Annotated in this window: 15 protein-coding genes; 6 read left to right on the top strand and 9 right to left on the bottom strand. The window is 31.5% G+C overall.

The annotated features are described in order from the left end of the window. Nucleotides 1-177: a hypothetical protein gene (locus ACYEKI_RS19180; RefSeq protein WP_459212831.1), complete on the top strand. Its 177-nt coding sequence runs from the start codon at nt 1-3 to the stop codon at nt 175-177. A 76-nt stretch (nt 178-253) separates the two neighbouring features. Here ACYEKI_RS19180 and ACYEKI_RS19175 read toward each other — a convergent pair whose 3' ends face one another. Beyond that, on the bottom strand, nt 254-937 hold the full coding sequence (locus ACYEKI_RS19175) for an ABC transporter ATP-binding protein (protein ID WP_459212830.1): 684 nt from the start codon (nt 935-937) through the stop codon (nt 254-256). 339 nt (nt 938-1,276) lie between these two features. On the opposite strand from ACYEKI_RS19175, the gene ACYEKI_RS19170 reads away from it, so the two are divergent. Further along, nucleotides 1,277-1,870: a PAS domain-containing protein gene (locus tag ACYEKI_RS19170; RefSeq protein ID WP_459212829.1), complete on the top strand. Its 594-nt coding sequence runs from the start codon at nt 1,277-1,279 to the stop codon at nt 1,868-1,870. A gap of 234 nt (nt 1,871-2,104) precedes the next feature. After that, nucleotides 2,105-2,695: a PAS domain-containing protein gene (locus tag ACYEKI_RS19165; protein WP_459212828.1), complete on the top strand. Its 591-nt coding sequence runs from the start codon at nt 2,105-2,107 to the stop codon at nt 2,693-2,695. A gap of 85 nt (nt 2,696-2,780) precedes the next feature. Here ACYEKI_RS19165 and ACYEKI_RS19160 read toward each other — a convergent pair whose 3' ends face one another. The 3 genes from ACYEKI_RS19160 to ACYEKI_RS19150 form a co-directional block, all read right to left on the bottom strand. After that, on the bottom strand, nt 2,781-4,646 hold the full coding sequence (locus ACYEKI_RS19160; protein ID WP_459212827.1) for an ABC-F family ATP-binding cassette domain-containing protein: 1,866 nt from the start codon (nt 4,644-4,646) through the stop codon (nt 2,781-2,783). A gap of 104 nt (nt 4,647-4,750) precedes the next feature. Further along, complete coding sequence (lnt, locus tag ACYEKI_RS19155; RefSeq protein ID WP_459212826.1) at nt 4,751-6,331, bottom strand: apolipoprotein N-acyltransferase; 1,581 nt, start codon at nt 6,329-6,331, stop codon at nt 4,751-4,753. 27 nt (nt 6,332-6,358) lie between these two features. Then, nucleotides 6,359-7,435, bottom strand: a complete 1,077-nt coding sequence (locus ACYEKI_RS19150; protein ID WP_459212825.1) for a putative type IX sorting system protein PorV2 — start codon at nt 7,433-7,435, stop codon at nt 6,359-6,361. A gap of 239 nt (nt 7,436-7,674) precedes the next feature. Between ACYEKI_RS19150 and ACYEKI_RS19145 the strand changes: the two genes are divergently transcribed. Beyond that, nucleotides 7,675-8,415, top strand: coding sequence for a CDP-alcohol phosphatidyltransferase family protein (locus tag ACYEKI_RS19145; RefSeq protein ID WP_459212866.1), 741 nt, complete (start codon nt 7,675-7,677; stop codon nt 8,413-8,415). Nucleotides 8,416-8,491: 76 nt separating this feature from the next. Here ACYEKI_RS19145 and lptB read toward each other — a convergent pair whose 3' ends face one another. The 4 genes from lptB to ACYEKI_RS19125 form a co-directional block, all read right to left on the bottom strand. Beyond that, nucleotides 8,492-9,247 carry an LPS export ABC transporter ATP-binding protein gene (gene lptB / locus ACYEKI_RS19140; RefSeq protein ID WP_459212824.1) on the bottom strand — a complete coding sequence of 252 codons (756 nt, stop codon included), beginning with the start codon at nt 9,245-9,247 and terminating at the stop codon, nt 8,492-8,494. 96 nt (nt 9,248-9,343) lie between these two features. Continuing rightward, entirely contained in the window at nt 9,344-9,691 is a 348-nt protein-coding gene (locus tag ACYEKI_RS19135) for a carboxymuconolactone decarboxylase family protein (RefSeq protein ID WP_459212823.1), read from the bottom strand. Continuing rightward, on the bottom strand, nt 9,691-10,524 hold the full coding sequence (tatC, locus tag ACYEKI_RS19130; RefSeq protein ID WP_459212822.1) for a twin-arginine translocase subunit TatC: 834 nt from the start codon (nt 10,522-10,524) through the stop codon (nt 9,691-9,693). Before tatC ends, ACYEKI_RS19135 begins: the two co-directional genes overlap by 1 nt. Nucleotides 10,525-10,529: 5 nt before the next feature. After that, nucleotides 10,530-11,495, bottom strand: coding sequence for a KpsF/GutQ family sugar-phosphate isomerase (locus ACYEKI_RS19125; RefSeq protein ID WP_459212821.1), 966 nt, complete (start codon nt 11,493-11,495; stop codon nt 10,530-10,532). 231 nt (nt 11,496-11,726) lie between these two features. Here ACYEKI_RS19125 and recQ point away from each other — a divergent pair, with 231 nt between their 5' ends. Further along, the gene (gene recQ / locus ACYEKI_RS19120; RefSeq protein ID WP_459212820.1) at nt 11,727-13,925 is read left to right on the top strand and encodes a DNA helicase RecQ; all 2,199 of its coding nucleotides are present in this window, start codon (nt 11,727-11,729) and stop codon (nt 13,923-13,925) included. A gap of 807 nt (nt 13,926-14,732) precedes the next feature. On the opposite strand, the gene ACYEKI_RS19115 is transcribed toward recQ, so the two are convergent. After that, on the bottom strand, nt 14,733-15,473 hold the full coding sequence (locus ACYEKI_RS19115; protein WP_459212819.1) for a LytR/AlgR family response regulator transcription factor: 741 nt from the start codon (nt 15,471-15,473) through the stop codon (nt 14,733-14,735). Nucleotides 15,474-15,514: 41 nt separating this feature from the next. On the opposite strand from ACYEKI_RS19115, the gene ACYEKI_RS19110 reads away from it, so the two are divergent. Further along, entirely contained in the window at nt 15,515-15,868 is a 354-nt protein-coding gene (locus ACYEKI_RS19110; RefSeq protein WP_459212818.1) for a hypothetical protein, read from the top strand. Nucleotides 15,869-15,928: the final 60 nt, after the last annotated feature.

Here is a 15,928-nt window from a genome sequence, read left to right as displayed (position 1 = left end):
ATGTTAGAATCAATTCAAAATTTAGGAAGCAAATTAACTAAAAAAGAACAACAAGAAATTCAAGGAGGAGTAGATTTTGAAACTTGTGCAGCTTGTTTTGACGATTGTGTACGTACTTCGGCAGATAGAGCAGAGTTAGCAATATGTTTTAATAACTGTCAGTTAACTTCTTGTTAATACAACAATGATACAATCAAAAACGCCTTATCACTCTAAATGATAAGGCGTTTTTTTATTTTAAAGGAAGTTGTTTTTATCGTTTAATATCACTTTCGATAATTCCATCACGTAATCTAATAATACGATGAGCATGCGCTGCAATATCTTCTTCATGTGTAACCAAAATTACTGTGTTACCAGAAGCGTGAATATCATCAAAGAGACTCATAATTTCTACAGAAGTCTTAGAATCTAAGTTTCCTGTAGGCTCATCGGCAAGAATGATAGATGGTTTATTAACCAAAGCTCGTCCTACCGCTACACGTTGACGTTGCCCTCCAGACAATTGATTAGGTTTATGATCCATACGATCTGCAAGACCTACATCGGTAAGTACTTCGGCAGCACGTTTATTGCGATTTGCTTTTGATGTACCTGCATAAATCATAGGCAAAGCAACATTATCTAGTGCTGTAGTTCTAGGAAGTAAATTAAAGGTTTGAAATACAAAGCCAATTTCTTTGTTTCTGATTTCGGCAAGTTCATCATCTGTCATCGTACTTACATCTGATCCATTAAGAATATAACTACCACCAGTAGGAGTATCAAGACACCCTAAAAGATTCATTAAAGTAGATTTACCAGATCCAGATGGTCCCATTATGGCAACGTATTCACCTCTTTCGATCTCAAGATCTATACCTTTTAATACATGAACAGTTTCTTGACCTAATTTAAAATCTCTTATAATACCTCGAATTTCGATTACATTATCCATAGAATAACAGCTTAATTGTGTTTTGAAAATATAATAGTATTAATCTTAAAAACATAATAGAAGATCAATAACTAAAATTAGATAATAATTCTATAAATAGAATCATGTATATGACGTTAAGTAGGTGAAGTTGTTACAAAGAATTTCAATAAAAATATTTTTTTAGAATAAAGTCAAAAATAAGAGTATTTAAAATTATGGTTAAGCCACAAAAAACACCGTTTTTAAATGATAACAATCATTTTTAACAAGTATTTAATGCAAATAACTGATATATGTCATTTTTTCTAGACCAAAGGAGGAGTATTTTTAATAATAAATACAAAACAGAACAAAAAAATGGCAGTTTTTAGAAAACCTACCCCCGTAGACGAAGAGATTCTTCTTGATCCCCAGAAGACTATTATGAGTAAAACCAATCCTAGAGGAATTATTGAATATGCAAATGACTATTTTATGCGTATTTGCCGGTATGAAGAGCAAGAGTTGATAGGGCAACCTCATAATGTGATAAGACATCCAGATATGCCTAAAGTAATTTTTAAATGGTTATGGAGGAGATTACAAGAGAAAAAGAATATTCATGCTATAGTAAAAAACCTTGCCAAAGATGGGAGATATTATTGGGTGATTACAGATTTTGAAGTAAAATTGGATGAAAAGGGAAATGCAGTTTCTTTTTTTGCTAGACGAAAAGCACCGCCTAGAACTACCATAGCAATTATTAAAGATCTATATCAAAAACTATTAGCGATTGAAGAAGCCCAAGGCGTAGATGTGTCAGAAAAATACTTGATCGGTTTTCTAGAAGAGCAAGGAATGACTTATGACGAATATATCGAAGATATTTGTTTTATGAATAAAGAAAAAGAGGATGGAGATGAAGAACAGGTACATAAAAAAAGAGGTTTTTTTGTAAGATTATTCGGATAGAAACTTTTTGTTATAAAGATAATTTAAGCGTGTTTTTATGATAAAACACGCTTTTTTTAGATAAACGAAAAAATATACCAAGAGAGAATAGGGGATAACCATAGCAAGAATATTGTTTAAAAATAATAAACTGACTTTTGTCATATTTTTGCATTTTTTTGATACTATAAAGCTGATTTTTGTCATTTTTTATGGTTAGATTTATAATACTAATCGTAAAAAAGCAAGCAAAACATGGCAACATTTAAACGACCTATAGCGGTGAATGAGGAGATTATTCTCGACCCGGAAAGAGCACTTATGAGTAAAACTAATCCACGAGGAGTGATAGAATATGCAAATGATTATTTTATGACAATTAGTGGATATGAAGAACAAGAGTTGATAGGGCAACCTCATAATGTGATAAGACATCCAGATATGCCCAAAGTAATTTTTAAATGGTTATGGAGGAGATTACAAGAGAAAAAGAATATGCATGCCATTATTAAGAATTTAGCAAAAGACGGACGTTATTATTGGGTGATCACTGATTTTGAAGTAAAACTCAATGATATGAATGAAGTAGCTTCAATTGTAGCTAGAAGACGAACACCTCCTAGAATGACTATAGCATCAATAAAAGATTTATATAAAAAATTATTAGCTATAGAACAAGCACAAAGTGTTGAAGTATCAGAACGATATTTAATCGGTTTTCTAGAAGAACAAGGTATGACTTATGATGAATATATAGAGGATATTTGTTTTATGAAAGAAACAGTTCCAGCAATAGAGGAAAAGGATGAAAAACCAAGAGGTCTTTTTGCAAAATTATTCTCGTAATTAAAATTTAAAGTTAAGACTACAAAACCTCAAGATTCTAATAACTCTTGAGGTTTTGTATTTTATTTTATAGAAGAATAAAAAATTATTCCTCTAGTTTTTCAGAGAGTTCAAACCATCTCATTTCTTTTTCTTCTATAGAAGCTATAATTTTTTGAAGCTTTTGAGAGTTTTCGTTTATCGCGTCATTGTCTAAATTACCATCAACAAAAAGAGCTTCAATTTCTTTTTTATCACGTTCTAATTTTTTTAAATCACGCTCAATTTTATTGTACTCCTTTTGTTCGTTGTATGATAAAGTAGGTTTACTTTCTTTTTTCCAGTTTTTCTTTTCTTTGGGAGTAACTTCAGTAGTAGTTTTTTCGGGTTCTTTACTACTTTCATAAATACGATAATCAGTATAATTACCAGGGAAATCGTCTATAATTCCTTGTCCTTTAAAGACAAAAAGGTGATCTACAATTTTATCCATAAAATAACGGTCATGAGATACTACCAGTAGACATCCAGGGAAATCTAATAAGAAGTTTTCTAAAACATTAAGCGTTACGATATCCAAATCGTTTGTAGGCTCATCGAGAATTAAGAAATTAGGATTCTGAATTAAAACAGTACATAAATACAATCGTTTACGTTCACCTCCACTTAATTTTTCTACAAAGTCATATTGTTTTTTACGGTCAAATAAAAAGCGTTCTAATAATTGTTGAGCAGAGATTTGTCTTCCCTTTTTTAAAGGAATATAATCTCCAAATTCGCGTATAACTTCAATAACCTTTTGTTGAGGCTTGATCTCAATACCTTTTTGAGTGTAATACCCAAACTTAACAGTTTCACCAACAACAATTTTACCTTGATCAGGTTGAATGCCGTTGGTTAACATATTTAAGAAAGTAGATTTTCCGGTACCGTTTTTACCAATTATACCGATGCGTTCTCCTTTTTTAAATACATACTCAAACTTGTCAAGCATAACTAGATTATCAAAACTCTTGGATACATTATGTAACTCTAATATCTTACTACCCAAACGTTCCATATTAATCTCAAGTTGCACTTGATGATCTTGTCTGCGTTTATGTGCTCTAGATTTAATTTCAAAAAAATCGTCAATTCTTGATTTGGATTTAGTAGTACGTGCTTTAGGTTGCCTACGCATCCAGTCCAATTCTTTTTTATAAAGTTGTTTTGCTTTATCGGTAGCAATTTGTTCGTTTGTAATTCTAGCTTCTTTTTGATCGAGGTAATATGCATAATTACCTTTGTAGCTATAGAGTTGTCCATGATCTAGTTCGATAATTTCATTACAAACATTTTCTAAGAAATAGCGATCATGGGTAACCATAAAAAGTGTCAAACTCTCTTTTGCAAAATATGCTTCTAACCATTCGATCATTTCAAGATCTAAATGGTTGGTAGGCTCATCTAGAAAAAGTAAATCAGGTTTACTTAATAAAATATTAGCAAGTGCTAATCGCTTTTTTTGGCCTCCAGAAAGCATTCCTACCTTTCTGTCGAGAATATCTAATTTTAATTTGAAAAGAATTTGTTTGTATTGTGTTTCAAAATCCCAAGCTTGATGAACATCCATTTGTTCAAAAGCTTTTTGATAAGCTTCTGTATCATCAGGGTTTTGAAGCGCGTGCTCATAATTATTAATTATTTTTAAAATCTCATTATCAGATGCAAAAATAGTTTGCTCTACTGTTAATTCTGGATCGAGATTAGGCTCTTGAGGTAAAAAAGATACTTTGAGGTTCTTTCTGTAAATAACTTGCCCTTCATCAGGAAGTTCTCCTCCAGCAATGATATTAAGCATAGAAGTTTTTCCAGTTCCATTTTTGGCAACAAAACCTATTTTTTGACCTTCATTAATTCCAAAAGAGATGTTTTTAAATAAAACACGTTCTCCAAAGGATTTTCCAATATTTTCTATAGATGCAAAATTCACGTGTATAGAGCGACTACTTTTAATTAATATATGATTTATGACTGTTAATCGAATTCACCAGCACTTTGGCAAAAATAACGACAATAAAATTTAGAATATGGTATTTATACTTTTTTTCTACGCTTACCAATAGCAAAAAGTAAGGTAAGTACTGCTAGAAAAGAAGATATTCTCGCGATATAATTTCCTGACATGGCATAAAAAGTAACCTGAGTATCCAAAGCGATTTTACCAGAAAGTACTCCACGACTCTCATATGGAAGCGTGTCAAGGATTTTTCCAGTAGGATCTATAATGGCAGAAATTCCCGTATTGGCACTTCTAGCAATGCTCTTACGATTCTCAATAGCTCTTAAACGAGCATAATTTAAATGTTGACGATGTCCTTCAGTATTACCCCACCATGCATCATTAGTGATAATAGCAAAAAAATCTGCTTTATTTCGAGTATATCCAGTGACAAATTCACCATAAATACTTTCATAACAAATGATAGGAGCTACACCAATACTATCTTTGGTAAAGAAAACTTCGCGATCTTCTTGAGTTGTTTTTTTGGCAACTGTACCACCTAAATCAAGCATAACATCACCTAGAATAGGTTTTAGTACATTTTGATAAGGAAAATTTTCTACACCTACAACAAGCTTGGTTTTGTGATATAATTCTGTAGAATTATTAGGTCTTACAAAGAAAGCAGAGTTGTAATCATCATAAAAATCATTTGGACGTATATAATTTGTTTGCTTATGTACTCTAGACGGATCACTAAATCGATCATACATAGAGATACCGCTTAAAAAATGAACTTTAGGATACTGTTGTATAATGTTTCTTGCAGTACGATTTGCAATAGAAACAGGAAAACGTTTTAAGGGTGTATTATCGGCAAATACAGTTTCTGGTGCAATAATAAAATCAGTATTGGCAGTTATCTTAGATAAGATTAAGGAATCTAATAGTTTGCTAATCGCTTTATCATTGGTATTGTATTTCTCTGTATAAGGGTCAATATTAGGTTGTAAAATAGCTACAGCTACTGTTTTTTCAGGTTGTGTATAAGTATTAAGAATAATAATAGAAATAATAATCGGGATACTTATAAGCAGTAAACTTTTAACTCCAGCTCGATATAATATAACTTTATCTTTATGTTCTTGATATAAAAGAATGGCTTTAAAAATAAGAATATTAACTAACCATACCCATAGTGTACCACCAAAAGTTCCTGTGTATTCATACCATTGAATCCACGAAGTGAAAGTAGCAAAACCATTACCTAGATTTAACCACGGAAAAGAGAAATCCCAGTTAAGGTGTAAGTATTCAAAACTAATCCAAAATGTTACTAAGAATAGCATGCTTAACCCAAAAGTTAGTCTTTTGGCAAGTATATGATAGATAAAAAACACTAAGGTCATCAATAATGAGTTTACACATACAGCAAACCACATCCCGAAGCCCGAAGAATTATAAATCCACCAAGTAGTGATAATGTTCCAAATAAAAAATGCCAGATATGCTAAACCAAAAAAACGCCTTTTACTTTTAGGTTTATGGCGCATATGATATTCTGTTAATAATAACGGAACAAAGGCAAAAAATAAAAATAAAGGGAATCCATAAGTAGGCCAAGCTATGGATAATAAGATTCCGGTAAGAGCAGCAAATAATAGTTTTTTCACTCGATTACAATTTTGTATCTGAATATATTATTTAAAAACACTCCAATCTATTTTCAATGAAAATACATTAGAATAAATAGCGGCACTTTGATCTCCAATATCAGTCAAGGCATAATCAATATGAATTCCTTTGTACTGAAAACCTACACCAAAATTAGGCTGAAAACCTAAATCTGAAGAGCCGTTAGGTTGCTCGATATCTTGAAAATTACCTACACCACCTCTTAAAAATACAAGATTATCATAACCTAATTCAAATCCAAAAGCAGGTGTAGCACTTATAGAAGAAGAGGAGATAATGTCGTTTGTTTCTGCAAAACGAATATTCATATCCACTTCTGTATTCAGTAAAAAATTCTTTCCTAAGTCAAAATCTCTAGAGATTCCTAATTGTAATTTAGGCAAGGTGATCTCAGTCGTCTCTGGCAATTCTTGATTACGTCCATCTATAGGAGTTGCTTGTTGTATACGTTCTACTGCATCATCTTCAATAGTCCAAGCATTAAAAGTAGTTGTAATATCTCTTGCAAGTACTCCAAAATGCCAGTTATTGCGATCGTATTGTACACCTAAATCAAAACCAAATCCCCATGAAGATGCAAAATCTCCAATAATACGACGAACAACTTTTGCAGTAGCACCATAACGCAATCCTTCGATAGCAGTTTCTCTAGCATAAGAAAAAGAAAAAGCCCAGTCTGCAGTAGAGAAGAGGTTGATACGGTTGTAATCAATATCCCCATTTGCATCAATTAATTGTGTGGTATCTAAGATATCATCAACTCCAAATCGGATGATATAAATAGCAAAGGCACTTTTTTCATCAATAGGAGCAGCATAAGCACCGTAGTTATAATTTGCAATACCAGCAAAATACTGCGCATGCATTAAAGAAACTTGTTTGTTTTCTAATAAAGTTAATCCCGCTGGATTCCAATAACCTGCATTTACATCTTTAGTACTAGCTACAACGGCATTAGACATTCCTAAAGCAGCAGCGTCAACACCTATATTTAAAAATTCGTTTGAATATTTTCTAACAGCTTGAGCCGAAACTGAGGCAGTAACAATTAGAAAGACTACAGCCAAAATTATCTTTTTCAATATCAATATTTTTATACAAAAGAACGTAGTGTCTTTTATAGGATTATCAATTTGTTTTGCAAGGTAACAAAAAAGAGAGCAGTTCGCTTTTTTTTAATACAAAACCTATTTGCTTTTAACAAAACATACTACAATAATAGGTATTAAAAGTAAAACTCTAAAAATAAAAGCTTATTGTGAGATAGGATAGAGATGTATAAATAGTTTGCTATTTTTGCCCAAAACGACTTAACATGTATATCAAAAAACATATTCCTAATCTTATCACTTTATGCAATCTTTTTGCTGGGTGTATTGCAGTGATTTTTGCAATGATGGATCAATTAGAACTAGCTGCTTTATTTGTGGTAATAGGTATCTTTTTTGATTTTTTTGATGGACTTGCAGCAAGGGTATTAAAAGTGCAGAGTGAATTAGGTTTACAATTAGATTCTCTTGCAGATATGGTAACTAGTGGAGTAGTACCAGGATTGATACTATTTCAATTATTTCATAAAGCCTTAGGGTTTAAAAATGTTTTTGAAAATATCATTGATACAGCTTCTGGTTTAACGATAAGTTCATATATACCGTTTATTGGACTGATTGTTATTTTAGCTTCGGCATATCGATTGGCAAAATTTAATATAGATACTAGGCAAACAACATCGTTTATAGGAGTGCCTACACCAGCCAATACCTTACTTATTATTAGTTTACCTTTGATATTAACGTATCAAGATGTAACATGGGCAGAGACGTTGATTCTTAATCAGTGGTTTTTGATTGTATTAACACTAGTATGTTCGTATCTACTAAATGCAGAGATAGGTTTGTTTGCATTAAAATTTAAAACTTGGGATTTTGCTAGCAACAAGTTAAGATATACCTTTATTATGTTAACAATAGCATTATTAGTGGGATTACATTTTATAGCAATACCGATAATCATCTTTTTGTATGTAATATTATCGATGATTTTTACAGAAAAACAGCAATGATTTTTTAATTAATAGTATAAAAGAAAAAGGCTTCCGTATAATTATGGAAGCCTTTCTTTCTTGAAATTAATATATCTTATTTTGGAGATTGATTAAAATCAATCTTAGTTTTTCTTAATTCAAAGTTTTGTCCTAGATATACTTTACGTACCATTTCGTCTGCAGCTAATTCTTCTGGAACACCAGCTTTAAGAATACTACCTTCAAACATTAGATAAGTACGATCGGTAATAGCAAGTGTTTCTTGAACATTATGGTCAGTAATTAGAATACCGATGTTTTTATTTTTCAATTGGGCTACAATACGTTGGATATCTTCTACCGCAACAGGATCTACTCCAGCAAAAGGTTCATCTAATAAAATAAAATTAGGATCTGTTGCCAATGCACGAGCAATCTCTGTACGACGACGTTCTCCACCACTTAATAAATCACCACGGTTTTTACGGATATGTCCTAAGCTAAACTCTTCAATCAAAGCTTCCATTTTATGGAGTTGCTCTTTTTTTGATAGTTTGGTTAATTGTAGAACACTTAAAATATTTTCTTCAATACTCAATTTTCTAAAAACAGAGGCTTCTTGTGCAAGGTATCCAATACCATTTTGAGCACGTTTATACATCGGGAATTTAGTAATATCTGTATTGTCAAGAAAAATGCTACCACCATTAGGTTTAACTAGACCTACAATCATATAAAAAGAAGTGGTTTTACCGGCTCCGTTAGGTCCTAAAAGCCCTACAATCTCTCCTTGATTTACCTCAAGAGAGATGCCTTTAACGACTTTACGCCCCTTATATGATTTCATTAAATTGTCTGCTTTTAATTTCATGTAGCTTATAATTTTAAGGCTCTATAGCGATTAGTCATAGAGCTATCGTCTTTTATAGTGATCTTAAGTTTTGCGCAATATACTAAACAAAAATGATTAGTTTTTATTTTCTAAAGCTTCCCAGAATTCGTATGCTCTTCTCAAATGAGGAATAACAATAGTACCACCTACAAGTGTAGCTATACTCAAGGATTCCATTACTTGCTCTTTTGTAAGCCCTTCTTTGTGGCAAGTTTCTAGATGATAGCGTACACAATCGTCGCATCTTAATACAGCCGAGGCAACTAAACCTAGTAACTCTTTAGTTTTTACATCTAGAGCACCTTCCATAAAGGCATTAGTATCTAGATTAAAAATTCTTTTAATAATCTTATTATTATCACCTAAGATTTTTTCATTCATGCGCTCTCTATACGCATTAAACTCATTTACAATATCACTCATTACGCAACGGGTTTAATTTTTCTATTCTGTTTCTTTATAACAATTCTTGATATAATAATACTTACTTCGTAAAGAATAAGTACTGGTATAGCAACTACAATTTGACTAGCAATATCTGGTGGTGTAATTACAGCCGAAAGAATTAATACGATGACTAAAGCATATTTGCGATACTTACGTAAAAACTCAGGTGTAACTAAACCTATTTTGGTCAAGAAATACATGATTATAGGTAGCTCAAAAATTATTCCACAAGCCAATACCGAGGCACGAACTAATCCTATATAACTACTAATATCTATATCATTATGAATTTCTTTGGTTACTGTATAATTTGCTAAGAAATTAAGCGACAGCGGAGTTATGATATAATACCCAAATAAAACTCCTAAAAAGAATAATAATGACGAGATAAAAATAAAGCCTTTGGCATTTCTTTTTTCATTATCACGCATAGCAGGAGCTATAAATTTCCAGAATTCATAAATCACATATGGAAATGAAATAATAAAACCAGCAGTGATAGAAGTCCAGATGTGAGCAGAGAATTGCCCAGCCATAGTTCTACTTTGTACCTTAAAAGGAAGGTCTTGTGTACATAATGTTTGATCCAAACCAAAGGTTTGCGAAATGTTACACAATACTTTATAGGTCCAAAAAGAAGCTTTTTTAGGTCCAAAAAGGATTACATCAAAAATAAAATCTTTTGCGATAAAAGCTACCGTACCTGCTACCAATACAGCAAGTGTAGCTCTTATTAGATGCCATCTTAATTCTTCTAGATGATCTAGAAAAGACATGGCTTGGGGGTCTTTTGTATTTCGTTTAGCCATAATTATTATAGAATACCTTCTTTCATAAGATCGTGAATATGAAGCATACCAGCATAAGTACCATTATCTTCTGCTATCAGTTGCGAAATTTGATTAGCTTCAAGTAATTCATGTGCATCTACAGCCATAGCATCGTTTGCAATGGTTTTAGGATTAGGAGACATGATATCTTTTGCCGTCAAATTATCAAAAGAAGGAGTACTAGCTAGCATTCTTCTTAAATCTCCATCGGTAATAATACCTACAACCTTATTACTATCAATCACTACAGTAGCACCTAATCTTTTTTCTGATATTTCTACGATTACTTCTCTTACTGTAGCAGATAATGATACTTGAGGTTTAGGATGCTTTGAAGTTATATCGTTTACTCTTAAATATAATTTTTTACCTAAAGCTCCTCCAGGATGATATTTGGCAAAATCTCTACTAGAAAAACCTTGCATATCTAATAGACATACAGCAAGTGCGTCACCTATAACTAATTGAGCTGTAGTACTAGTTGTAGGAGCTAGATTATTAGGGCAAGCTTCTTTTTCTACATAAGCATTTAAAACATAGTCTGCTTGTTGTCCTAGAAAAGAATCCTTATTAGCAGTAAGTCCTATCAACGTATTTTTGAAATTTTTGATAAGAGGAACCAAGACTTTTATCTCTGGAGTATTTCCACTTTTTGAAATACATATCACTACATCATCTTTTAAGATCGTACCTAAGTCTCCATGAATGGCGTCTGCAGCATGCATAAAAACAGCAGGAGTACCAGTAGAATTCATAGTAGCTACAATTTTGGAAGCGATAATAGCGCTTTTCCCAATACCAGTAATAACTACTCTACCTTTAGAGTTATGAATGATATTAACTATTTCAGCAAATTCATTATCAATAAATTGTTCTAGGTTAGCAATAGCCCTAGCTTCAGATGCAACAATCTCTTTTGCAAAAGAAATAATAGACTCTAGATTCTTCAAAATTTAGAATATTTGTAAGTTTTTTTATAAAGATTTTATATCTTTAATATAAGTACAAAGGTATGTAATACGAAATGATTTTTAAATACTAGAATTAAAAAGCTTTAAGAAGAAAAAGTTTGTTAATATTATTAACATTTTTTATATTCGTCGGTTACATGCGCTAAACTTAATTTTGGGGAAAAAGTTTAAGATGTAGAAAAATTTTTTTGGTATATAAATTTAAACTTAATGGGTTTGAAAGAGATCGACTTGCAAAGTGCTTTAAAGAAGCATTTTGGTTTTAGTCAGTTTAGAGGACTACAGGAGAAAGTGATCACCAGTATACTTAATAACAGAGATACTTTTGTTATTATGCCTACAGGTGGAGGAAAATCATTATGTTATCAATTACCAGCCTTGATGAGCGAGGGTACTGCGATTGTAGTATCACCCCTCATAGCACTAATGAAAAATCAAGTAGACGCTATACGAAGTATTTCCTCTGAAGAAGGAATAGCTCACGTGTTGAATTCTTCATTAAATAAGTCTGAAATTAAAAAGGTAAAGGATGACATTACAAATGGGGTTACAAAACTATTGTATGTAGCACCAGAATCCCTTACAAAAGATGAATATGTAGATTTTTTACGTACAGTAACTATATCGTTTTTTGCGATAGATGAAGCACACTGTATTAGTGAATGGGGACATGATTTTAGACCTGAGTATAGAAACTTACGCAATATTATAAAACGTATAGGAGAGAATATCCCAATTATAGGGCTAACAGCTACTGCAACTCCTAAAGTACAAGAAGATATTATTAAAAATTTAGGAATGAATGATGCCAATACTTTTAAGGCATCGTTTAACCGTCCTAATTTATTTTATGAAATCCGCCCTAAGACTAAGAATGTCGATACTGATATTATTCGTTTTGTTAAGCAAAACACAGGAAAGAGCGGAATCGTATATTGTTTAAGTAGAAAACGTGTAGAAGAATTAGCTCAGTTTCTTGAGGTAAACGGAGTAAAAGCAGTACCATATCACGCTGGATTAGATGCAAAAACACGAGCAAAACATCAAGATATGTTCTTGATGGAAGACGTAGACGTGGTAGTTGCAACGATTGCTTTTGGAATGGGAATTGATAAACCAGATGTGCGTTTTGTAATTCATCATGATATTCCTAAAAGTATAGAAAGCTATTATCAGGAAACTGGTAGAGCAGGACGTGATGGAGGAGAAGGACATTGTCTAGCATACTATTCGTATAAAGATATAGAGAAGCTAGAAAAATTCATGAGTGGTAAGCCTGTTGCAGAACAAGAGATAGGACATGCGTTATTACAAGAAGTAGTTGCTTTTGCAGAGACTTCGATATCTCGACGTAAGTTTATCTTGCATTATTTCGGAGAAGAGTTTGATGATGTGAATGGAGAAGGAGCAGACATGGATGATAATATTCGTAATCCTAAGAAGAAACACGAAGCTCAAGAAGAAGTATTGACCTTATTAAAAGTGGTTCAAAATACTGGTGCGATATATAAATCAAAAGAAGTTGTAAATACCATTATAGGTAAAAGTAACGCACTTATCTTATCGCATAAGACCAACGAACAAACTTTCTTTGGAATAGGAAAAGATAAAGAAGATAAATATTGGATGGCTTTAATACGTCAAGTATTGGTCGCAGGATATTTAAGAAAAGATATAGAAACATATGGTGTTATAAAACTTACAGAAGAAGGTAAAACGTATATCGAAAATCCTACGAGTTTTATGATGACAGAAGATCATGTATATGATGAAGTACATGATGATACTATAATTACAGCAGCCAAATCTGGTGGAGGAACAGATGAGAAACTGATTGGAATGCTGAAAGATTTAAGAAAGAAGGTGGCTAAGAAATTAGGTGTACCACCTTTTGTAGTATTTCAAGATCCTTCTTTAGAAGATATGGCATTAAAATATCCTATCAGTCTTGATGAGATGAGTAATGTACATGGAGTAGGAGAAGGAAAAGCTAAGAAGTACGGAAAAGAATTTGTTGCCCTTATAGGTCGTTATGTTGAAGAAAATGATATTATAAGACCAGATGATTTTGTAGTAAAAACTACAGGAGCTAATAGTGGTCTTAAATTGTATATTATTCAAAATGTTGACCGCAAACTTCCTTTAGATGATATCGCTTCTGCAAAAGGAATGGAAATGCCTGAGTTTATTAAAGAAATGGAAGCTATTGTTTATAGTGGTACTAAGCTTAATATCAGTTATTGGGTAGATGAAATTCTAGACGAAGATCAACAAGAAGAAATACATGAATATTTCTTAGAATCTGAAAGTGATAAAATCGAATTAGCATTAGAAGAATTTGACGGAGATTATGACGATGAAGAATTACGTCTTTATAGAATTAAATTTATTAGCGAAGTGGCTAATTAAGAAGATTTTAAATAGTATAAAAAAAGAGCCCAAAAAGGCTCTTTTTTTGTTTAGTTGCAAAACATAATTGTTCGTTTAATTGATCTATCTATTGTGATTACAAATATATTGTGACCAGGGCTTTAATAGTATTGTTAATTGATTATAGCTAAGAATAAAATGATAAACGTAGATGAAATTTAAATAAGTGTTATTTGCGGTGATATAATTAAAAAGGTGTATTTAGGAATGTATCTTATAACGAAAAGGAATTTAGAATAAAAAAGATGCTGTACTATTAATACAGCTCTTTGGATTATGAAATACCAAGCCTCATAATGATATTTCAAATTATTCTTAAGCGAAAATATTTTATTTTCTTTATATCAAACGTGTTTTTTTGATGATGTATAAATACGATATAATAAGTGTTATTGATTTATAAATAAGCGTAACTTTGGATCATTCCAAATCAAGAGCAATTGTTATGTTTATTATAAGTGAAGAGTTATTAGTGACGAGGGAAGGGTTAGATTCATCTAAAATTTAAAAGTATTATAGTTCTTGAGTTGATTAATCTTTGGGTTTGATAGATGAAGTGTTACTTCGGTAAACTCAGTGATCGTAAGCTGGATGATTATCATACCTGTAACCTGAGTCTGTCGATGGCTATTTCTATATTTTTAACAATCAAGTATTAACTTAAAAGCGGTCAACCCTATTTAGGGATATACATAGAATCAAAATCTGCAATCGTTATTCTTAATTCTGTATTCGACATTCATAAATAAATAGGATTCACACAACTTTTGGGATTGATCCGTAGCTTTATGATAATACTTTGATAAGATCATTTAGCTTAGTTTTATTTCTAACAGAAACGGAAATTTTGTCTTTATTACTTAAAATAATAGTTTCTTTTTTATAGATCGATTGAATGTGATTGATGTTTATTAGAGTAGAACGATTTGCTCTAAAAAATCCTTTAGGACTTAATAATTCATCGTAATATTTTAAATGTTTAGAAGCAAGATATTTCTCGCCTTTTAAAGTGAAAAAATAAGTGTAATTACTATCCGCTTCACATTTTAAAATATTTTTAGCTTCTAGAGAAATGTGTTGATTTCCTGTATTAATAAGTATTTTAGACTCAGCCAAAAACTCTTTTAATAGTGTATATTTGTGTTTAGAAAAAATGCGCTCATTCAACTTTAAATATCGCTGAATTGTTAATGTAAGCTGAGAAAGATCTATAGGTTTATGCAAAAAGTTGAGATTGTAATATTCCATAGCTTTTGATACATGCTTTTCATAACCAGAGATAAATATAATTTCGAAATCATATTCTACAAGTGTATCCAAGATATCAAAAGCAGTACCGTTATTTAATTCAATATCCATGATAACCAAATCTGGGGAAGATTTAGCTAAATTGATAATAGCTTTTTGAGCTGAATCGTAAATTCCGCCTATATGGATAGAGGGGAATTGTGAATTTAAAAAGGATTGCAAATAGTTTTGTATTGAAGGATCATTTTCAATAATAAAACAAGAAAGTGTATGAGGCATTAGTAATAGATTTAATTACAGGATAAGTATAAAAATAATTTATGAGAAACTGTTTACTGTTGCTGTTTTTTATGTGGATTTGTATTGGTAAATCACAAAATCGAATATATACTCAAGAAGAGATAGATGCATTCGATATGGATCCACCACGATTAACTTTACCAATTATAGCGACATATAAAAAAATGCTGGAAAGTAATCCAAAATTAAAAGGTTGGGTACGATATTATAGAAAACGAGGAACTTATCATTTAAAAGATAAAGGTAAAGAACATATAGATTCAGCCCTTTTTTATTTTGATAAGGCTATTAATTATTATAATAATTTAAAATATAAAGAACCTCTAGAAAAACGAGATTTAAAAGGTATTTATATTAACCCGTGGTGCATTTAGGCAATATTAATTTTAAGATTGTTGATATTTCTTTGAAATAGAAACTTATTGATGTATTGA

The organism is Aquimarina rhabdastrellae (assembly GCA_947387485.1).
Lineage (GTDB): Bacteria > Bacteroidota > Bacteroidia > Flavobacteriales > Flavobacteriaceae > Aquimarina.
This window is presented reverse-complemented; position numbering and strand designations above follow the sequence as displayed.